Origin of the sequence: Pseudomonas sp. PDM25 (assembly GCF_019219045.1) — a bacterium.
In the GTDB taxonomy this organism is placed as follows: Bacteria; Pseudomonadota; Gammaproteobacteria; order Pseudomonadales; family Pseudomonadaceae; genus Aquipseudomonas.
Genome location: NZ_JAHUWL010000002.1, coordinates 237,441 through 257,742, shown reverse-complemented (window position 1 = coordinate 257,742; position 20,302 = coordinate 237,441). Strand labels below are relative to the sequence as shown.

Sequence of the window (20,302 nt, the reverse complement as noted above, 5' to 3'; positions counted from 1 at the left end):
CGAGCAGGCTCGCTCCCACATTGGAATGCATTTCAACTGTGGGAGCGAGCCTGCTCGCGAATGGCCGCAACACAAAAAATCTCAAGCCGAAACCACAGGCTCCGCCAACCCGAGAAACCGGCACAACTCCTCGCGCTTGGCCAACGCATCCCTGCGCCCCAAATCAATCAATTCGCTGCAATACCCCGACTCGAACAGCAGATAACTCAGCACCCCCGCCCCGCTCGTCTTGGTCGCCCCCGGCCCGCGCAGAAACAGACGCAGCGCCGCCGGCAACTCCTGTCGATGCCGCGCCGCAATCTCATCGATCGGCTGACTCGGCGAAATCACCAGCACCTCTACCGGCGCCACACCCAACGCGCGCGTCGGCGTGCCATCGGGCAGCAGATGACTGAACTGATTGAGCCGCTGCAGCAACTCGATGTCACTTTCCAGGCTGTCAATGAACGTGCTGTTGAGCATGTGCCCACCGATCTGCGCCAGGCTCGGCTGCTGGCCGGTGTAAGCGCGTTGCAGCGGTTGTTCCGGGTCGACACCGCGGGGGTTGCCGCTGACGCCCACTACCAGCACTCGGCTGGCGCCCAGGTGCAGCGCCGGGCTGATCGGTGCCGACTGACGTACCGCGCCGTCGCCGAAATACTCTTCACCGATTTTCACTGGCGCAAATAACAGCGGAATGGCCGAACTGGCCAGCAAGTGATCGACGGTCAATTGAGTGGGGACGCCGATTCGCCGATGGCGCAACCAGGCATTGATGGTGCCGCCGCCCTGATAAAAGGTCACCGCCTGACCGGACTCGTAGCCGAACGCGGTCACCGCAACCGCCTGCAACTGTTTCTGTGCAATAGCCTCGGCAATCCCGCTCATCTGCAGTTTATCGTCGAGCAATCCGCGCAGCGGCGAACTGTTGAGCAAGGCCACCGGCACCTGAGCGCCAATCCCGAGCAAACTGTGGGTGACAAAACGGCTGGCCTGATGGATCACACCCGGCCAGTCGCTGCGCAGCACCAAATGACTGCGAAAGCCCTGCCAGAAGGCTGTCAGACGTTGAATCGCACCCCGAAAATCCATCGCCCCACTGGCGAGACTGACCGCGTTGATTGCGCCGGCCGAGGTGCCGACGATCACCGGAAACGGATTGCTCGCGCCGACCGGTAACAGCTCGGCAATCGCCGCCAGCACACCCACCTGATAGGCCGCCCGAGCCCCGCCGCCGGAAAGAATCAACCCTGTAACCGGTTCAGCAGGACTCATCGCAACACTCCATGGTGCTTATAAGGACGGTGGTTCAACCGCGTTTTGCGTACAGCTTCGGCTCGCCCGGTGGGCGACTCTTGAAGCGGCGATGAGCCCAAAGGTATTGCTCTGGACATTCGCGCAAGACGCCTTCGACCCATTGGTTGATCCGCAGGCAATCGGCCTCTTCGGTTTCGCCGGGGAAACCCTCGAGCGGTGCATGAATCACCAGTCGATAACCGCTGCCGTCCGCCAGACGTTCCTGAGTGAACGGCACCACCAGCGCCTTGCCCAACCGTGCAAACTTGCTGGTGGCGGTGACGGTAGCAGCCTGAATCCCGAACAGCGGCACGAAGATACTTTGCTTGGCGCCATAGTCCTGATCCGGTGCGTACCAGATTGCCCGGCCTGCGCGCAGCAATTTGAGCATGCCGCGCACGTCGTCACGCTCCACCGCCAGCGAATCGACGTTGTGCCGCTCGCGCCCCATGCGCTGGACGTAGTCGAACAGTGGATTTTTGTGTTCGCGGTACATGCCATCGATGGTGTGCTGCTGGCCGAGCAACGCCGCGCCGATTTCCAGCGTGGTGAAATGAACGGCCATCAGGATCACGCCTTTGCCGTCGCGCTGGGCTTTTTTCAGATGCTCCAACCCTTCGACATGGGCCAGCTTCGCCAGACGCTCGCGCGACCACCACCAGCTCATGGCCATTTCGAAAAACGCGATGCCCGTTGAGCCGAAGTTTTCCTTGAGCAGGCGCTTGCGCTCGGCAGCGGTTTTTTCAGGGAAACACAGTTCCAGATTGCGCTTGGCAATGCGCCGTCTGTCGCCCGCTACTCGATACATCAATGCACCCAGGGCGCGACCGATCGACAGCAACGCCGGATACGGCAGCTGGACAATCAGCCACAACAGCCCCAAGCCACACCACAGCGGCCAAAAACGTGGAGATAGAAATGCTGTTCGAAAACGCGGGCGTTCCATTAAAGGTTCCGGAAAGACAATGGCCGCGCATTCTACATCGTTCGACCCGGCTTGCGGCTCGCGGGCGTTCTCGTTATAAGTCTCGGCACTTTTAGTGACAAGTCGTTGTATGCCGACCATGAGCCAAACCGAACCGCTAGACCAAGATCCCGTGTTCCAGCTGAAGGGCAGCATGCTCGCCATTACGGTGCTGGAACTGGCTCGTAACGACCTCGAGAACCTCGATCGTCAACTGGCCGCCAAGGTCGCCCAGGCGCCTAACTTCTTCAGTAACGCGCCACTGGTGCTGGCCCTGGACAAACTTCCGGCCGGCGAAGGCGCAGTCGATCTGCCGGGCCTGATGCGCGTCTGCCGCCAGCATGGCCTGCGCACCCTGGCAATCCGTGCCAGCCGCATCGAAGACATTGCCGCGGCCATCGCGGTCGACCTGCCGGTGCTGCCACCGTCCGGCGCCCGTGAGCGTCCGTTGGACCCGTTCGAAGGCCAAGTCCAGAAAAAACCGGAAAAACCGCCGGAGCCGACGATCAAGCCAACGAAAATCATCACCTCGCCCGTACGCGGTGGGCAGCAGATTTATGCCCAGGGCTGCGATCTGGTGGTGATCTCCTCGGTCAGTCCGGGGGCGGAACTTCTCGCCGATGGCAACATCCATGTATACGGCCCGATGCGTGGTCGAGTGTTGGCCGGTGTCAAAGGCGACACGAAAGCCAGGATTTTCTGTCAGCAAATGAGCGCTGAACTGGTCTCCATCGCAGGCCACTACAAGGTTTCGGAGGATCTGCGTCGCGACCCTTTGTGGGGCGCGGGCGTACAGGTCAGCCTGTCGGGCGATGTGTTGAACATCATTCGGCTTTAACGGATACTGCCGCATTTTCCAAACATCTCTAAAACGTAGCGAAAACGGCTCAAACGAAGTAGGAAAAAGGCCATAAGCAGCGTTTACCCGAGGTAAGCGCCGTTCTGGACCGAATTCCAGCCAAGGCTGTCCGACTGCAGTAGTTTTTCTAGAGATGTTTTTCAGGGGCTAAATGTCCTTTTTCCTTAGGGGTGAAACACCTTGGCCAAGATTCTCGTGGTTACATCCGGCAAGGGTGGTGTGGGTAAGACCACCACCAGTGCTGCTATCGGTACCGGCCTCGCACTGCGCGGCCACAAAACAGTTATCGTCGACTTCGACGTCGGTTTGCGTAATCTCGACCTGATCATGGGTTGCGAGCGCCGCGTGGTGTACGACTTCGTCAACGTGGTAAACGGCGAAGCCAACCTGCAACAAGCCCTGATCAAAGACAAACGCCTGGAAAACCTCTACGTACTGGCCGCCAGTCAGACCCGCGACAAAGACGCGCTGACCGTCGAAGGCGTGGAAAAAGTGTTGATGGCGCTGAAAGAAGACTTCGAATACGTGGTCTGCGACTCTCCGGCCGGCATCGAAAAAGGCGCCCACCTGGCCATGTACTTCGCAGACGAAGCGATTATCGTGACCAACCCGGAAGTGTCCTCGGTTCGTGACTCGGACCGCATGCTCGGCCTGCTGGCCAGCAAATCGCGCCGCGCTGAAAAGGGCGAAGAGGCGATCAAGGAACACCTGCTGCTGACCCGCTACAACCCGCAACGGGTCAGTGACGGCGAGATGCTCGGTGTCGAAGACGTCAAAGAGATTCTGGCGGTCGCCCTGCTGGGTGTCATTCCGGAATCCCAAGCGGTACTCAAAGCTTCCAACTCGGGCGTGCCAGTCATTCTCGACGACCAGAGCGATGCCGGTCAGGCATACAGCGATGCGGTCGATCGTCTGCTGGGCAAAGCCGTGGAGCATCGTTTTCTCGATGTAACGAAGAAGGGATTCTTCGAGCGCCTGTTTGGAGGTAGATAATGAATCTTTTTGACTTCTTTCGTGCCAGCAAAAAGGTCAACACCGCGTCGGTAGCGAAAGAGCGTCTGCAGATCATCGTGGCGCACGAACGCGGCCAGCGCAGTACACCGGACTACCTGCCAGCCTTGCAGAAGGAATTGGTCGAGGTCATCCGCAAGTACGTCAATATCGGGTCCGATGACGTGCACGTCGCACTGGAAAACCAGGGCAGCTGCTCGATTCTGGAACTCAATATCACCCTGCCAGATCGCTAGTCGATCAGACAGGAGCCACGGCGGTTCAGGCTTGCGCTCCTGTAGGAGCCGAGCTTGCTCGCGATAGCATCACCTCGGTTTATCAGATAGACCGAGTTGCCTGCATCGCGAGCAAGCTCGGCTCCTACAGAGTGTGGAGGCCTGAGCCGCCGTTGGCGTTTGTTACGAGGCTGTTTTAATGCCGCTGTCCAACATCCGCATCATCCATCAGGACGCCGCCGTACTGGTGGTGAACAAACCGACCCTGCTGCTCTCCGTCCCTGGCCGGGCTGATGACAACAAGGATTGCCTGATTACCCGCCTGCAAGAAAACGGTTACCCGGAAGCACGAATCGTCCATCGTCTGGACTGGGAAACCTCGGGCATTATTCTGTTGGCCCGTGATCCGGACACCCATCGCGAGCTGTCTCGGCAATTTCACGACCGCGAAACCGAAAAGGCCTACACCGCCCTGTGCTGGGGACAACCGGAACTGGACAGTGGCAGCATCGATCTGCCCTTACGCTACGATCCGCCGACCAAGCCACGCCATGTGGTGGACCATGAATTCGGCAAACATGCCCTGACCTTCTGGCGGGTATTGGAGCGTTGCGGCGACTGGTGTCGTGTCGAATTGACGCCAATCACCGGCCGCTCCCATCAGTTGCGCGTGCACATGCTTTCCATCGGCCACCCACTGCTGGGTGACGGACTGTATGCCCACGAGCAAGCGCTGGCGGCCTGGCCACGACTCTGTTTGCACGCGAGCATGCTGAGCTTCACTCACCCGCAAAGCGGCGAACGCTTGCGCTTCGAGTGCCCTGCTCCTTTTTAAGCAACCGCCGAACCAAAAACCGCCCTTCCATTGAAGGGCGTTTTTTATTTCTTGTTACAAATCGCCGTGAAAATGACGTGAAATTATTGTCATGAATTTGTAATGAAACGTAAAATGCCAGCACTTTGATATCAGGCAGGAAGCCCTCGTGCTCAGCAACAAGACATTTCAAGACGACTACCCGTTCACCTTCTGCCTGTTCAACACCACGCTACACCTTAGCGAGCAACCTTCGCCCGAAGTACAACAGGCGCTTGAACAGCTCATACATAAACGACGCGCCCACAAACTCACCCGTGCAAGTGCGCCGCTTGCCTCCGGCAATACGCCACTGTTCGCCAAGGTCCAGCCGCTGGATACCCTGAAGGCAAAAGTACGCGTGACCTTTGGCAAGCCGCAGCGCAATGGTCGATTCGACTGGCCGCTGGAAGAATTGATCAATACGCTCGAAGCGCAGCGCCGTGGCGTACAAATGCCGCCTCTGCAAGGGTTCGGTTACACCAAGGACCGACTGGGCCTGACCCAGGAATACTTCATTATCACGCGCCTGCTCGACGATCATATCGACGGCGTGCAATGGCTTAAACGCAACCCGGACAGCGTCGAAACATTCGTTCTCGACGCCTTCGAATTGCTGAGTTCCTTGTCGCGCAAAAACATCACGCACATGGATTTCTGGGCTGGCAACATCATGATCCCGCAAACACCACAAACTCCGCTCAAAGCCATCGACTTTGAAAACTGCTTTGCCGGCCAGACAAACCATCTAAGCGAAACCCTGGGTTTTCAACTGGGCTTCTTCTATCGCCGGGACATTTACAAGCTCATCACCGAAGCCGCCTATGACCGACTGGTGGATGAGTACATTCGACAGATCCCGGGGATATCGAAGGAAAAATTCAACGGGGTATACCTCGCGAGCAAACATGAATATGTGGGCCGCAAGCAACGCCGCGAAGTGTTCCTCAATGGCAACCTGATCACCGGCTGACTCGCCCTCTTCGCCAATCGGCAGCTGGCGCACGTTGAACGGCATTGTCGCTGCAATGCCGTGAGCCAATACGTTAAACTCGCGCCATTGCTGTCTGGAGCTACTTATGCGCGAAGAGTTGAACCAAGGCCTGATTGATTTCCTCAAGGCCTCCCCTACCCCATTCCATGCCACCGCCAGCCTTGTTCAGCGCCTGGAAGCGGCGGGCTATCAACGCCTTGACGAGCGCGAGCCATGGGCCACCGAAGCCAACGGTCGTTACTACGTCACCCGTAACGACTCGTCGATCGTCGCGTTCAAGATGGGCCGTCATTCGCCCCTTCACGGCGGCATTCGCCTGGTTGGCGCACACACCGACAGCCCGTGCCTGCGGGTCAAACCCCAGCCGGAACTGCAACGTCAGGGTTTCTGGCAACTGGGCGTCGAAGTCTATGGCGGCGCACTGCTGGCGCCATGGTTCGACCGCGACCTGTCCCTGGCCGGCCGCGTGACCTTCCGCCGTGACGGCAAGGTCGAGAGCCAGTTGGTCGACTTCAAGGCGCCGATCGCCATCATCCCGAACCTGGCCATACACCTGAACCGTGAAGCCAACATGGGCTGGGCGATCAACGCCCAGACCGAACTGCCGCCGATCCTCGCGCAATTTGCCGGTGATGAGCGCGTGGACTTCCGCGCCGTGCTCACCGATCAACTCGCCCGCGAACATGGCTTGAACGCCGACGTGGTGCTGGACTATGAGCTGAGCTTCTACGACACCCAAAGCGCTGCGGTCATCGGCCTGCATGGCGATTTCATTGCAGGGGCGCGCCTGGACAACCTGCTGTCGTGCTACGCCGGCCTGCAAGCCTTGCTGACCACCGAAACCGAAGAAACCTGCGTGCTGGTCTGCAACGATCACGAAGAAGTCGGTTCCTGCTCGGCCTGCGGCGCCGATGGTCCGATGCTGGAGCAGACGCTGCGTCGCCTGCTGCCTGAAGGCGATGAGTTCGTGCGCACCATTCAGAAATCCCTGTTGGTCTCGGCCGACAATGCCCACGGCGTGCACCCCAACTACGCCGACAAGCACGATGCCAACCACGGTCCGAAACTCAACGCCGGCCCGGTGATCAAGGTCAACAGCAACCAGCGCTACGCCACCAACAGCGAAACCGCCGGGTTCTTCCGTCACCTGTGCATGGCCGAAGAAGTGCCGGTACAGAGCTTCGTGGTGCGCAGCGACATGGGTTGCGGCTCGACCATCGGCCCGATCACCGCCAGCCACCTGGGCGTGCGCACCGTCGACATCGGCCTGCCAACCTTCGCCATGCACTCGATCCGTGAACTGTGCGGCAGCCATGACCTGGCACACCTGGTCAAAGTGCTGAGCGCGTTTTACGCCTGCCGCGAACTGCCGTAGCTCGTGCAGGAGCATGGCTTGCCAGCGATGGCGATCTTAAGGAAGCCATCGCTGGCATGCCATGCTCCTACAGGTGTTCACCACCGATCGCTCAAAAGCCACCTAGACTTTAACTACCCCCTTTCGACAAGGCAGTCGCTCATGATCTCGTTGTCTTCGTTTCACGCCATGCTGATTCCGATTCTTGCCGGGATGATCATGCTGGCAATCGGTTTCAATTTTCGCGACAAGAACGCCGGCGTTTTCGCGATGTGGATCGGCATGCTGATGATCCTCGCCACCGTGGTTTTCAAGATCCTCGCCAAACTCAACGAATAAATCCTCGCCCCTGGCTCGCATTGATTTTGACGGGCTCGTACACTCGGTCGATCCGCTCATCCCGAGGTTGACCGCCTAGTGTTCGCTCGTCTTTTTGCCCTGCCGTGTTTATTCCTTGTCTGCCTCATGACGCTGCTGCCGACGGCACCCGCCCAGGCGGTCGGCTTGCCCAGCCTGCTCAACAGCTCGGCAAAACAGCCGGAGGCGCAAGAGCCCTTGGGGCAATCCCTGGACGAAGTGATCAAGTCGCTGGAGAACGATCAGCAACGCACCAAACTGCTGGCGGATTTGAAGAAGCTGCGCGACGCCACCAAAAAGGCCCAGCCAGTCACCGAAGTAGGCGTCCTGGGACTGATCGGCGGCACCCTGGCCAGTTTCGAAAAACAGTTTTCAGGCGCAGACAGCCCTCTCACTCGCTGGTCCGAAGAGCTCAAACTGGCTCAGGATGAACTGACAGCACTGGCGCTGCCGGCCAATGAATGGCTGCCGATCATCTTTGCCTTTGCCATGATCCTGATGGTCTGGAGCTTGCTGGCCGCGGCGCTGATCTGGGTCAGCCACCGAGTACGCATGCGCTTTGGCCTGACCGAAGAACTGCCGCAGCACCCCAAGGCCCTGGACATGTTGCGCTTCGCCCTGCGCAAACTCGGGCCGTGGCTGATTGCTTTGGTCATGACGGTCTACATGAGCTACGCCCTGCCTTCATCATTGGGCAAAAGTCTGGCCATGGTGCTGGCTTATGCGCTGGTGGTTGGCACCTGTTTTTCGGCAATCTGCGTGATCGCCTTTTCGGTGCTCGACGGCCCACACCGCCACCGCGCCCTATACATCCTGCGGCATCAAGCCTTTCGGCCGCTGTGGCTGATTGGCAGTTTTGCCGCCTTCGGTGAAGCACTAAACGATCCGCGACTGGTCGAAAGCCTTGGCGGTCATCTGGCGCACACTGCCGCGACGGTCGCCAACGTACTGGCGGCGTTGTCCACGGGGCTGTTCATCCTGCGGTTCCGTCGCCCCATCGCCCACTTGATCCGCAACCAACCGCTGTCCCGACGCCTGACCCGCCGCGCCCTCAGCGACACGATCGAAATTCTCGGGACCTTTTGGTACATGCCGGCGCTGGTGCTGGTGGGGATTTCGCTGTTCGCCACGTTCGTCTCGGCCGGCGATACCAGCACCGCACTTCGTCAGTCGCTGATCTGCACCGTGCTGCTGGTGTTGTGCATGGTCATCAACGGCTTGGTGCGCCGCCATTCACTCAAACCACAGCGCAGCGTGAAGCGTCATGCACTGTATTCGGATCGTCTGAAAAGCTTCTTTTACACACTCGCCCACCTGGTGGTATGGCTGGCGTTCATCGAACTCGGCCTGCGGGTCTGGGGCATGTCGCTGATCCGCTTCACTGAAGGCGAAGGCCACGAAGTCAGCGTCAAACTGTTCAGCCTCGGCGGCACGCTGATTTTTGCCTGGCTGATCTGGATTCTCAGCGACACCGCCGTGCACCACGCCCTCACCCGTTCGCGCAAAGGTCTGGCGAATGCTCGCGCGCAGACGATGATGCCGCTGATTCGCAACGTCTTATTCGTGGCGATTTTCATCATTGCGCTGATCGTCGCCCTGGCGAACATGGGCATGAACGTCACGCCATTGCTGGCCGGTGCCGGTGTGATCGGTCTGGCCATCGGTTTCGGTGCACAGTCACTGGTGGCGGACCTGATCACCGGGTTGTTCATCATCATCGAAGACTCGCTGGCCATCGACGACTACGTGGACGTCGGCGGCCACCTGGGCACCGTCGAAGGGCTGACCATTCGTACCGTGCGCCTGCGGGACATTGACGGCATCGTCCACACCATTCCGTTCAGCGAAATCAAAAGCATCAAGAACTACTCCCGGGAATTCGGCTACGCGATTTTCCGGGTGGCGATACCTTCCAACATGGACATCGATAACGCGATCAAACTGATGCGCGACGTCGGCCAGAAGATGCGCACCGACCCACTGCAACGGCGCAACATCTGGTCACCACTGGAGATTCAGGGTGTCGAGAGTTTCGAGTCAGGCAACGCGATACTCCGCGCCCGGTTCAAGACCGCGCCGATCAAGCAATGGGAAGTGTCCCGAGCGTTCAACCTGTCACTCAAGCGACATCTGGACGAAGCCGGACTCGACCTGGCGACGCCACGCATGAGCGTGCAGGTGATCACGGCAGGCGGAGGATCAGTGACGGAGTAACCCTCGCCACAACTACAAACGGCAGGCAAAAAAAATCCCCGAACCAGTCGGGGATTTTTTATGTTCGATCAATCAGCCCGAGAGCGGATCAATCTTCGCGATAGCGACGCAGCTTCAACTGCTTACCAGCAACGCGAGTGTCCTTCAGTTTGGTCAGCAGACGCTCCAGACCATCTTCCGGCAGCTCAACGAGGCTGAAGCTGTCACGCACCTGGATGCGACCGATTGCTTCGCGAGCCAGACCACCCTCATTGAGGATAGCGCCCAGCAGGTTCTTGGCAGCGATACCATCACGCGCACCCAGCGCGGTACGGCAACGAGCACGACCTTCGGCCAATGGAACCGGAGCACGACGCTCACGATCACCACGGTCCGGACGATCACCGGTACGCTCTGGACGATCGCCACGCGGTGCGTTGTTCGGCACCAGTGGACGTTCTTTCTCGATGGCTGCCAGGGTCAACGCCTGAGCGTTGGTTGCCTTGCGCAGCAGAGCAGCGGCCAGTGCACGCGGGGTGCAACCGATGTCGGCAGTCAGGCGATCCAGCAGATCACCGTGAGTCGATTCGGCATCAGCCACCAGCGGCGACAGGCTGTTGGTCAGTTTCTTGATGCGGGCATCGAGAACAGCCTGAGCGTCCGGCAGGCGAACTTCGGCAACTTTCTGACCGGTTACACGCTCGATCACTTGCAGCATGCGGCGCTCACGTGGAGTCACCAGCAGCAGTGCACGACCTTCGCGACCGGCACGGCCGGTACGGCCGATACGGTGAACGTAGGACTCTGGATCGTACGGCATGTCAACGTTGAACACGTGAGTGATGCGCGGAACGTCCAGACCACGAGCAGCAACGTCGGTCGCCACAACGATGTCCAGACGGCCATCCTTGAGGGATTCGATCACGCGCTCACGTTGGTTCTGAGCAATGTCACCGTTCAGCGCAGCGGCTTTGTAGCCTTTGGCTTCCAGGGCACTGGCCAGGTCCAGGGTCGCTTGCTTGGTGCGCACGAACATGATCAGGGCATCGAAGTCTTCAACTTCCAGCAGGCTCAATACAGCCGAGGTCTTCTGGTCAGCGTGAACCAACAGGTGAGCCTGTTCGATCGCGGTAACGGTCTGAGTCTTGGTCTGGATCTTCACGTGTTGCGGATCGCGCAGATGGCGCTCGGCAATGGCACGGATCGACTGCGGCAAGGTAGCCGAGAACAATACGGTCTGACGGGTTGGAGGCAAGGCCTTGAAGATAACTTCGAGGTCGTCCATGAAACCCAGTTTGAGCATTTCGTCCGCTTCGTCGAGAACCAGGTGGTTCACGGTCGACAGAACTTTTTCGTCGCGACGCAGGTGGTCGCACAGACGGCCCGGAGTGGCGACAACGATCTGTGCGCCATTACGGATTGCTTTCAGTTGTGGACCCATAGGGGCGCCGCCGTAAACGGCCACAACGGTAACGCCCGGCATTTGCTTGGCGTAGGTTTCGAAAGCGGTTGCTACTTGCAGCGCCAACTCACGGGTTGGCGCCAGGATCAGGGCTTGCGGCTCGCGCTTAGCAGGATCGATGCGATGCAGGATCGGCAGGGCGAACGCGGCGGTTTTACCCGTACCGGTTTGCGCCTGACCAATCATGTCGTGACCGGCCATGATGATCGGGATCGATTGCTGCTGAATAGCCGAAGGTTCTTCGTAGCCAGTCGCAATGACGGCTGCAAGAATATTCGGATTAAGATTAAAAGCGGCGAAGCCGCCGGTTTCCTGGGTCATGGGTCTGCCTCTAAGTGCATCCGCAAAGACCCATGCTCCAAAGCTGCGCATGCCGTGTAAGACTCAAGAGTCGCCCTGGCTGCTTTGTCGGCGGGGATTTGCGAAAACGAATGAATGAAAAAGATTCGTCAAGGGAGAGTCCGCTGTGCGGACGTGCAGCCGAAGCTGACTTCGGGGAATTGCGCTACCTAAACGCGGCCCGGTTAAAGGCCGGCGCGCACTATACCGGAATTCGCTCAAAAAGGGAGCTTTATTTGTCGGAAAACTGCCGTGTACAGCGTTCTGTCACACGCTTTGCAGACAATCGGGCAACAGTCTATTTTTCAAAGGCCCAGCCCTGCTGACGATCGCGCTAAAACGGTTCACCCTTGTGACGCAGACCTGCCGTCCGACACCTCCTTCCCCGCCCGAGGAAATGCACCATGAATCAGCCCTGCTCCAGTCGTGTGAGCCGTGAACGGCACGGTCATGTCCTGATGATCGGCCTGGATCGAGTGGCCAAACGCAACGCCTTCGATCTCGACCTGCTCAATGAACTGAGCCTGGCCTATGGCGAGTTCGAGGCCGACAGTGAAGCGCGGGTGGCGGTGGTGTTCGGCCATGGTGAGCATTTCACCGCAGGGCTCGACCTGGTCAGCGCCAGCGCGGCCCTGGCTGACGGCTGGCAGGCACCGCCCGGCGGCTGCGATCCATGGGGGGTGTTCGCCGGCCCCAGAGTGAGCAAACCGGTGATTGTCGCCGCGCAAGGCTACTGCCTGACCATCGGAATCGAATTGATGCTGGCCGCCGATATCAACCTGTGCGCCAGCAATACCCGCTTCGCCCAGAAAGAAGTGCAACGCGGGCTCTTCCCGTTCGGCGGTGCCACCTTGCGCCTGCATCAGGTCGCTGGCTGGGGCAATGCCATGCGCTGGCTGCTGACCGGCGATGAGTTCGATGCCCATGAGGCGTTGCACCTGGGGTTGGTGCAGGAAGTCATGGCCAGCGAGGACCTGCTGCCACGGGCGATGGCGTTGGCTGAACGGATTGCCCGGCAGGCGCCGCTTGGGGTTCAGGCGACGTTGATGTCAGCAAGGCAGGCGCGTTATGAAGGGGAAACAGCGGCGGCTCAGGCATTGCCACCGATGGTGAAAAAGCTGTTGACCAGTGAGGATGCCAAGGAAGGCGTGCGGTCGATGATCGAGAAGCGACCCGGAGTCTTCAAGGGCTGCTGACTGCCCACCTGTGGTGAGGGGATTTATCCCCTCACCACAGTACCTCGCGAGCCTTCACGTCGCCGGGCGGATTGCCTTGATCAACGACTGCAACGAATACCCCAACCGCGGCGCCAGCCCTTCGGCGCGGGCGATCAAGCCGTCCATGTCCAGTTCCTGATCCAGCTCCGAAGGCACGAGCAGAATCACATTGCCCTCCTTCACCGGCAGTTCCCAGTAATGCCGGTGATAGAGCCCGCGAAACAATGCGGCGCCCAACGGTTTGCCATCATCGGTGGCCCACTGATTGATCACCAGCCAACCACCCGGGTTCAGGCGTTTCTGACAGTTTTCCAGGAAATTCCACGCCAGATGCCCGACACCCGGCCCGACATCGGTATAGAGGTCGACAAAAATCAGATCCGCCGGCTCAGCGGTATCGAGCAGCTCCAGCGCATCGCCCACCCGGATATACAGCCGCGGATCGTCATCCAGCCCAAGATATTCAATGGCCAGGCGCGGCACGTCAGGGCGCAGCTCGATGGCTTCGACGTCTTCCAGCGGCAAGAACTTGAGGCAGGCCTGGGTCAGTGTGCCGGCACCGAGGCCGAGGAACAGCGCGGTTTCCGGCTGCTCGTGGCACAACGCGCCAATCAGCATCGCCCGGGTGTAATCGTATTCGAGCCAGCTCGGGTCAGCCGTGAACACGCAGCTCTGTTCGATGGCATCACCGAACTCGAGAAAACGGTAATCGGCCACTTCCAGCACGCGAATCACGCCGAACTCATCCTGTACCTCGGCGAGCAGATGCTCGACGCGCTCCTCAGTCATTTCGTCTCCTGATCGTTACCGGGCCCGGCAACGTAATAAACCGCAGGGTTGAAGCGGCAAAAGCGCGATTGTCCGCGAAGCGACGGGAACAGGTCACGCACTAATTGCTGATAACATGACCGTCCGAGCGTAAAACACTAGAGACCGTGATGAGCCAACCCTGGAGCCCTGACAGCTGGCGCGCCCTGCCGATCCAGCAACAACCCCAATACCCCGACGCGGCGCATTTGCTGCACGTCGAGCAAACGCTGGCCAGTTATCCGCCGCTGGTGTTTGCCGGTGAAGCCCGGGAGTTGCGCCGTCAGTTTGCCGAAGTGACCCAGGGCCGCGCGTTCCTGCTGCAGGGCGGCGATTGTGCCGAAAGCTTTGCCGAGTTCTCCGCCGCGAAAATCCGCGACACCTTTAAAGTCCTGCTGCAAATGGCGATCGTCATGACCTTCGCCGCCGGTTGCCCGGTGGTCAAGGTCGGACGCATGGCCGGGCAGTTCGCCAAGCCGCGTTCGGCCAACGATGAAACCATCGACGGCGTCACCCTGCCGGCCTACCGTGGCGACATCGTCAACGGCATCGGCTTCGACGAAAAAAGCCGAGTGCCGGACCCGGAGCGCTTGCTCCAGTCCTACCACCAGTCCACCGCGACCCTGAACCTGTTGCGCGCCTTCGCCCAAGGCGGTTTTGCCGACCTGCATCAGGTGCACAAGTGGAACCTGGACTTCATCGCCAACTCGGCACTGGCCGAGAAGTACAGCCATCTGGCCGATCGCATCGATGAAACCCTGGCGTTCATGCGCGCCTGCGGCATGGACAGCTCGCCGCAACTGCGTGAAACCAGTTTTTTCACCGCCCACGAAGCGCTGTTGCTGAACTATGAAGAAGCCTTCGTGCGTCGCGACAGCCTGACCAACGATTACTACGATTGCTCGGCGCACATGCTGTGGATCGGCGACCGCACCCGTCAGCTCGACGGCGCCCACGTCGAGTTCCTGCGGGGCGTGAACAATCCAATCGGGGTCAAAGTCGGCCCGAGCATGAACCCCGAAGACCTGATTCGCCTGATCGATGTGCTCAACCCGGACAACGACCCGGGCCGTCTGAACCTGATTGCGCGGATGGGTGCGAACAAGGTCGGCGACCATCTGCCGCAACTGATCCGCGCCGTGCAGCGCGAAGGCAAGCAGGTGCTGTGGAGTTCCGATCCGATGCACGGCAACACCATCAAGGCCAGCAGCGGCTACAAGACCCGCGACTTTGCGCAGATTCTTGGTGAGGTGAAGCAGTTCTTCCAGGTTCACGAAGCGGAAGGCACGTATGCCGGCGGCATCCACATTGAGATGACCGGGCAGAATGTCACCGAGTGTATTGGTGGCGCGCGGCCGATTACCGAAGACGGGTTATCAGATCGGTATCACACCCATTGCGACCCGCGGATGAATGCCGATCAGTCGCTGGAATTGGCGTTTCTTATTGCTGAAACCCTGAAGCAAGTCCGCCGCTAAATCGCAGCGCCCCCTTCGCGAGCAAGCCCGCTCCCACACTGGATTTGTGAACAACACAGAACCAATGTGGGAGCGGGCTTGCTCGCGAAGGGGCCAGCTCAGTCACTATCAATCTGTGCCAATGCCACCCGCAACCGCACCGCACTCGCCCGCGGGCAATTCAACTGAACCCGCTCAAGCCCCAGCCAATCCGCCATTCGCCGCAGATTGACCGCCAACGCCAGCATCCCCTCGTCATCCAGCCCAGGCTCTTCCTCATGCACAGCGTGCACCGCCAGCCTGCCCTGCGCCCGCTCGGCGCGCAGATCCACCCGCGCGGCAATCCGTTCATTGTGCAAAAACGGCAAAACATAGTAGCCGTAGACCCGCTTGTCCTGCGGCGTATAGATCTCCAACCGATAGCGAAAATCGAACAGACGCTCGGTGCGACTGCGCTCCCAGATCAGTGAGTCGAAGGGTGAAAGCAAGGCGCTGGCCTCGACCTTGCGCGGCACTGTCGGCTCAGGCAGACAATAGGCCGGTTGCCGCCAGCCCTGGACTTCACACGCCAGCAATTCTCCCGCCTCCACCAGTTCCGCCAAACGCGGACGGGCATCACCGGGACTCAGGCGAAAGTAATCGCGCAGGTCTTTTTCTGTTCCGACGCCCAACGCTGTCGCGGCATGCAGCAACAGGCCGCGCTGGGCCTCGGCCTCACTCAGCAGCGGCTGCGCAAGAATCGCCGAAGGAATCACCCGCTCCGGCAGATCATAAAGCCGCTCGAACCCGCGCCGCCCGGCCACGGTCACTTCACCGGCGGCGAACAACCATTCCAGCGCATGTTTTTCCGCGCTCCAGTCCCACCAGGGCCCTGCCCGTTCCTGACGGGTCGACAGGCTGCCGGCACCCAGCGCGCCCAGTTCCTGAACCGAGGCCAGCACCCGGCGAATCGTGTCCTGCTGCTCACGCCCGAAACGCGCCAGTTGCTGATAGATATCTTCGCCACGGGTCGCGCGCAGCATGCGCCAGCGCATCAACGGGTACATCGACAAAGGGAGCAACGAGGCTTCATGCCCCCAATATTCGAAGAGTGTGCGCCGCCGGCCCGAACTCCAGGCAGCCTGGTCGAGCAAGTCGGATGAGTAATTGCCGAGGCGGGAAAACAAGGGAAGGTAGTGCGAACGCACCAATGCATTGACCGAATCGATCTGCAGAATGCCCAGCCGCTCGATCAGACGATTGAGCTGAACCGGTTTGATCGCCACTGGCGGCTGGCGCCCGTTGAACCCTTGGGCGGCCAGCGCCAGACGCCGAGCCTGTTTGATGGAAAAGGACAGTGTTGCGCGCATGAACATCTCCTTGTCTGCTCGCAACCTACCTCACCGGAAGACGGTTTGTGTAGTTGTGCATTACTCATTTGTGCATCGGGTCATTCCAAAACGGTTTGACCGACTCGAACTCCACATCCGCACGACTCATGCCGATGTCCTTCAGTGCCTCATCGCTCAGACTCGCCAACAACTCGCGCTCCCGGTGAAGTTCGTACCAGCGACTGAATTTGTGCAGCAGATCGGATATCAGGTGGATCGAGTGCTTTTCTACTGCTGGATACTCATGTTGACCTTTCATCTTGTTGCCCTCCGTTTGGATGGCTCAAGTGTCGCGCCAGGGCTAAGATCAATCCAACGAATGTTTCTTATGTAATACATCTCGGAGATTGATGAATGTCCGCCTTCCCAAGTATCGACACCGAAGTGCTGCGCACCTTTGTCGCCATCGCCGACCAGGGCGGTTTTACCCGCGCCGGCGAATTGGTCAATCGCACTCAGTCCGCCGTTAGCATGCAGATGAAGCGGCTGGAAGAGGATGTGTTGCAGCGTCAATTGTTCCAGCGCGATGGGCGGCAGGTGCGGCTGACGGCGGAGGGCCAGGTGTTGCTCGGCTATGCCCGGCGCATCCTCAAGCTGCACAGCGAGGTGTTCAACACCTTGCGCGAGCCGCACATGGTCGGCATGGTGCGCATCGGAACGCCAGACGATTACGTGATGCGTTTTTTACCGGGGATTCTGCGGCGATTTGCCCAGACGTATCCGCTGATCCAGATCGAGGTGCACTGCGAATCATCAAAACAATTGCTGCTGCGCCAGGACCTGGACTTGACCATCGTCACCCGTGAGCCGGGCAATGAAATCGGCCAGTTACTGCGCAAAGAGCATTTTGTCTGGGCCGAGGCGCAATGTTTCAGCGCCCACGAGCAAACGCCGCTGCCACTGGCGATGTTCAACAGTGATTGTTTCTGCCGCTTATGGGCCTGCAATGCGTTGGACGCCATGGGTCGCGATTACCGCGTGGCGTACAACAGCGACAGCCTGTCGGCGATCATGGCGGTGGTCAGCGCCGGACTGGCGGTCACCGCGCAACTCGAAAGCCTGATCACGCCCGACATGCGCATTCTCGGTGAAGCCGAAGACCTGCCGATCCTGCCCGAGGCCAGCATCATGCTGGTGCGCAACCTGCACAACCCGTCGCCGATCACTGAGTGCCTGGCCGAACACATTGTCGAAGGCTTCAAACTTTAAGGGCGAGCATTGCCGCGCAGAACACCAGGAACCCACAGAACAACCCGCGCAGCAGTCGCTCTGGCAGTGCGTGGGCGATCCTCACGCCCCAACTGATGCTCATCAGACCGCCAACCGCCAAGGGCAAGCCGATCATCCAGTCCACCTGATGGTGCACCGCGTAAGTCACAAGCGTGACGCCAGTACTCGGCAATGCCAGCGCCAGCGACAACCCCTGCGCAACCACCTGACTGGTGCCGAACAGACTGGTCAGCACTGGCGTTGCGACCACTGCCCCGCCCACGCCAAACAACCCGCCCATGGTGCCGGAGGCGGCGCCGAGCACGCCCAGCCATGGCCATGAGTAATTCATCTGCGCAGACACTGGTGCGTTGGCGCAGAACATTCGCACCAGGTTGTAGGCCGACAGCGCAATCAGGAACGCGACAAATCCGACACGCATGGTTTGTGCATCGATGCCCACTGCCCAGATCGAACCGATCCAGGCAAAACAGAACCCCATCGAGGCCAATGGCAGCGCGTGGCGCCATTCAATGCGATTACGCTGGTGGTAACGCCACAGCGCCAGCATCACGTTAGGCACCACCATGACCAGCGCCGTGCCCTGGGCAATCTGCTGATCGAGGCCGAACAACACGCCCAGCAACGGAATCGCGATCAAACCACCGCCAATGCCGAATAACCCACCGAGGGTTCCCAGGGCGGCGCCAAACACCAGGTACATCAAAAACTCAATCACAGGCGATTTTCCCTTCACGTCAGGCTATTCATCCTACGCAGTCGGCGCTGGCGGGGAAACGCACAGCAACGCACAATGGCTATGCCAACTTCGCACAAGCGCAGACGACACCATGAACCCCAATCAATTGACCGAACAACTGGGTCTGTTCCTCGACGTGCTGGAAACCGGCAGTTTTTCCGCCGCGTCCCGCCGCCACCCGCTGACCCCTTCGGCGGTGGCTCGGCGCATCGACAGCCTGGAAAACGCCGTCGGCAGCCAGTTGTTCATTCGCAGCACCCACGCCGTGCGCGCTACCCCGGCGGGTTTAGCGTTTGCCGAGCGCGCGCGGCGGATCGTGGCCGAACTGCGGCTGGCTCGGGCTGAGGCGGTATCGTTGAGCAGCGCACCGGAAGGCTTGATTCGGATCGATGCACCGGCAGCCTTCGGACGGCGACATCTGGCGCCGGTGATTGCCGACTTTCTAATGCTCTACCCCGGCCTCGATGTGCAGTTGCACCTGATCGACAGTTTTGTCGACATGCAGGGTTTGAATCTGGGCAAGGTCGATCTGGTGCTGCGCGCCGGGCAAATGGCCGATACCCGGCTGGTGGCCACGCCGCTGGCGAGCATGGTGCGCATCGCCTGTGCCAGCCCCGGGTATTTGCAACGGCGTGGTGTGCCGACCGATCCGGCGCAGCTGATTGAGCATGATGGCCTCGACTGGGATGGCCTGGCTCCGCCGTTCGCCTGGCGTTTCGAGCGGGACGGGCAGTTGCACTTGCACCGCCCTGCGCGCATCCGCATGAGTGCCAACAATGCCGAGGCTTTGGTTTGCGGCGCATTGGCCGGGCTGGGTATCGCGCACTTGCCAACCTGGTTGACCAGCGAATACCTGTTACGCGGTGAACTGCTTCCGCTGTTCTGCGAACACGGCCTGCCACCACCGGAAACGACCGGCATTTATGCCTTGCGCCTTGAGCAACAACCCAATCCCCGCAGCCGCTTATTGCTGGAATACCTGAAGACCCGCTTCAGCCCGATCCCGCCGTGGGATCTGGCGCTGCAAAGTACCCTCGACCGGCACTAGGCTAAAATTGTCTGGTGCATTAAAGATTCGCCCGCTAGATTTATGACGATCACTGATCAAGGCTTCGAAATGACCACCGAGCGCAACACCCCGGATAACTGCGACGACCTGCTGCTGGATAATCAGGCCTGCTTCGCCCTGCATTCCACCTCGCTGCTGATGACCAAGGTCTACAAGCCGCTGTTGCAAGCACTGGGCCTGACCTATCCGCAATACCTGGCGATGATGGTGTTGTGGGAACAGGACGGTTTGACCGTAGGCGAAATCAGCACGCGCCTGCTGACCGATCCTGGCTCACTGACGCCCTTGCTCAAACGCCTGGAAGTCGAAGGTTTACTCAGCCGCACCCGCAGTCGTGAAGACGAGCGAGTGGTGATTGTCGAACTCACGGAACAGGGTCGCGCTTTGCGGGAGCAGGCCCGCGGTATTCCCCGGTGCATCCTCGGCGCCAGCGGGATGACCCTGGAGAGACTGCAGAAACTGCAAGCGGAGCTGCAAGCGCTGCGCAGCAATCTGCAGAACAGCCTCTAATCTCCAAACCACCAAAAATCCCCCTGT

20 protein-coding genes are annotated in these 20,302 nt (G+C 59.8%); 13 read left to right on the top strand and 7 right to left on the bottom strand.

Annotated elements, in window-relative coordinates:
* Positions 1 to 81: 81 nt before the first annotated feature.
* Together KW848_RS03670 and KW848_RS03665 are read right to left on the bottom strand one after the other, a co-directional pair.
* Positions 82 to 1,254 carry a patatin-like phospholipase family protein gene (locus KW848_RS03670; RefSeq protein WP_111449012.1) on the bottom strand — a complete coding sequence of 391 codons (1,173 nt, stop codon included), beginning with the start codon at positions 1,252 to 1,254 and terminating at the stop codon, positions 82 to 84.
* A 34-nt stretch (positions 1,255 to 1,288) separates the two neighbouring features.
* Positions 1,289 to 2,221: a lipid A biosynthesis lauroyl acyltransferase gene (locus tag KW848_RS03665; protein WP_192410506.1), complete on the bottom strand. Its 933-nt coding sequence runs from the start codon at positions 2,219 to 2,221 to the stop codon at positions 1,289 to 1,291.
* 118 nt (positions 2,222 to 2,339) lie between these two features.
* On the opposite strand from KW848_RS03665, the gene minC reads away from it, so the two are divergent.
* The 8 genes from minC to KW848_RS03625 all read left to right on the top strand — a co-directional run bounded on the left by minC (position 2,340) and on the right by KW848_RS03625 (position 10,096).
* Positions 2,340 to 3,077 carry a septum site-determining protein MinC gene (minC, locus tag KW848_RS03660; RefSeq protein ID WP_134099203.1) on the top strand — a complete coding sequence of 246 codons (738 nt, stop codon included), beginning with the start codon at positions 2,340 to 2,342 and terminating at the stop codon, positions 3,075 to 3,077.
* A gap of 201 nt (positions 3,078 to 3,278) precedes the next feature.
* Positions 3,279 to 4,091 (top strand): septum site-determining protein MinD, encoded by an 813-nt coding sequence (minD, locus tag KW848_RS03655; protein ID WP_111449014.1) that lies wholly within the window; start codon positions 3,279 to 3,281, stop codon positions 4,089 to 4,091.
* The gene (minE, locus tag KW848_RS03650) at positions 4,091 to 4,345 is read left to right on the top strand and encodes a cell division topological specificity factor MinE (RefSeq protein ID WP_095143988.1); all 255 of its coding nucleotides are present in this window, start codon (positions 4,091 to 4,093) and stop codon (positions 4,343 to 4,345) included. Before minD ends, minE begins: the two co-directional genes overlap by 1 nt.
* A 178-nt stretch (positions 4,346 to 4,523) precedes the next feature.
* The gene (locus KW848_RS03645) at positions 4,524 to 5,159 is read left to right on the top strand and encodes an RluA family pseudouridine synthase (RefSeq protein WP_008146175.1); all 636 of its coding nucleotides are present in this window, start codon (positions 4,524 to 4,526) and stop codon (positions 5,157 to 5,159) included.
* A 148-nt stretch (positions 5,160 to 5,307) separates the two neighbouring features.
* Positions 5,308 to 6,150, top strand: a complete 843-nt coding sequence (locus KW848_RS03640) for a hypothetical protein (RefSeq protein ID WP_218535772.1) — start codon at positions 5,308 to 5,310, stop codon at positions 6,148 to 6,150.
* 106 nt (positions 6,151 to 6,256) lie between these two features.
* Complete coding sequence (locus tag KW848_RS03635; protein WP_111449016.1) at positions 6,257 to 7,546, top strand: M18 family aminopeptidase; 1,290 nt, start codon at positions 6,257 to 6,259, stop codon at positions 7,544 to 7,546.
* A gap of 141 nt (positions 7,547 to 7,687) precedes the next feature.
* A complete protein-coding gene (locus KW848_RS03630; RefSeq protein ID WP_170206229.1) occupies positions 7,688 to 7,864 on the top strand; it encodes a hypothetical protein in 177 nt (58 codons plus the stop codon).
* 78 nt (positions 7,865 to 7,942) lie between these two features.
* A complete protein-coding gene (locus tag KW848_RS03625; protein ID WP_218535770.1) occupies positions 7,943 to 10,096 on the top strand; it encodes a mechanosensitive ion channel family protein in 2,154 nt (717 codons plus the stop codon).
* Between the two features lie 88 nt (positions 10,097 to 10,184).
* Here the strand turns inward: KW848_RS03625 and KW848_RS03620 are convergent, their stop codons facing one another.
* Positions 10,185 to 11,858 (bottom strand): DEAD/DEAH box helicase, encoded by a 1,674-nt coding sequence (locus KW848_RS03620; RefSeq protein ID WP_008146183.1) that lies wholly within the window; start codon positions 11,856 to 11,858, stop codon positions 10,185 to 10,187.
* Between the two features lie 422 nt (positions 11,859 to 12,280).
* On the opposite strand from KW848_RS03620, the gene KW848_RS03615 reads away from it, so the two are divergent.
* On the top strand, positions 12,281 to 13,072 hold the full coding sequence (locus tag KW848_RS03615; protein WP_218535768.1) for a crotonase/enoyl-CoA hydratase family protein: 792 nt from the start codon (positions 12,281 to 12,283) through the stop codon (positions 13,070 to 13,072).
* Positions 13,073 to 13,126: 54 nt separating this feature from the next.
* Here the strand turns inward: KW848_RS03615 and KW848_RS03610 are convergent, their stop codons facing one another.
* The gene (locus KW848_RS03610) at positions 13,127 to 13,882 is read right to left on the bottom strand and encodes a spermidine synthase (protein ID WP_076027973.1); all 756 of its coding nucleotides are present in this window, start codon (positions 13,880 to 13,882) and stop codon (positions 13,127 to 13,129) included.
* A 149-nt stretch (positions 13,883 to 14,031) separates the two neighbouring features.
* Between KW848_RS03610 and KW848_RS03605 the strand changes: the two genes are divergently transcribed.
* Positions 14,032 to 15,378 (top strand): class II 3-deoxy-7-phosphoheptulonate synthase, encoded by a 1,347-nt coding sequence (locus KW848_RS03605; protein ID WP_056740344.1) that lies wholly within the window; start codon positions 14,032 to 14,034, stop codon positions 15,376 to 15,378.
* 98 nt (positions 15,379 to 15,476) lie between these two features.
* Here KW848_RS03605 and KW848_RS03600 read toward each other — a convergent pair whose 3' ends face one another.
* Together KW848_RS03600 and KW848_RS03595 are read right to left on the bottom strand one after the other, a co-directional pair.
* Positions 15,477 to 16,706 carry a winged helix-turn-helix domain-containing protein gene (locus tag KW848_RS03600; RefSeq protein ID WP_218535766.1) on the bottom strand — a complete coding sequence of 410 codons (1,230 nt, stop codon included), beginning with the start codon at positions 16,704 to 16,706 and terminating at the stop codon, positions 15,477 to 15,479.
* Between the two features lie 64 nt (positions 16,707 to 16,770).
* Positions 16,771 to 16,986: a DUF1127 domain-containing protein gene (locus KW848_RS03595; RefSeq protein WP_218535764.1), complete on the bottom strand. Its 216-nt coding sequence runs from the start codon at positions 16,984 to 16,986 to the stop codon at positions 16,771 to 16,773.
* A gap of 95 nt (positions 16,987 to 17,081) precedes the next feature.
* On the opposite strand from KW848_RS03595, the gene KW848_RS03590 reads away from it, so the two are divergent.
* Positions 17,082 to 17,936: a LysR substrate-binding domain-containing protein gene (locus tag KW848_RS03590; protein ID WP_111449021.1), complete on the top strand. Its 855-nt coding sequence runs from the start codon at positions 17,082 to 17,084 to the stop codon at positions 17,934 to 17,936.
* Here the strand turns inward: KW848_RS03590 and KW848_RS03585 are convergent.
* On the bottom strand, positions 17,926 to 18,675 hold the full coding sequence (locus tag KW848_RS03585) for a sulfite exporter TauE/SafE family protein (RefSeq protein WP_218535762.1): 750 nt from the start codon (positions 18,673 to 18,675) through the stop codon (positions 17,926 to 17,928). The two genes, KW848_RS03590 and KW848_RS03585, sit on opposite strands and share 11 nt — an antisense overlap.
* A 112-nt stretch (positions 18,676 to 18,787) precedes the next feature.
* Here KW848_RS03585 and KW848_RS03580 point away from each other — a divergent pair, with 112 nt between their 5' ends.
* Together KW848_RS03580 and KW848_RS03575 are read left to right on the top strand one after the other, a co-directional pair.
* A complete protein-coding gene (locus KW848_RS03580; protein WP_111449023.1) occupies positions 18,788 to 19,744 on the top strand; it encodes a LysR family transcriptional regulator in 957 nt (318 codons plus the stop codon).
* Positions 19,745 to 19,813: 69 nt separating this feature from the next.
* Positions 19,814 to 20,275, top strand: coding sequence for a MarR family winged helix-turn-helix transcriptional regulator (locus KW848_RS03575; protein ID WP_008146202.1), 462 nt, complete (start codon positions 19,814 to 19,816; stop codon positions 20,273 to 20,275).
* The last annotated feature ends 27 nt before the right edge of the window (positions 20,276 to 20,302 follow it).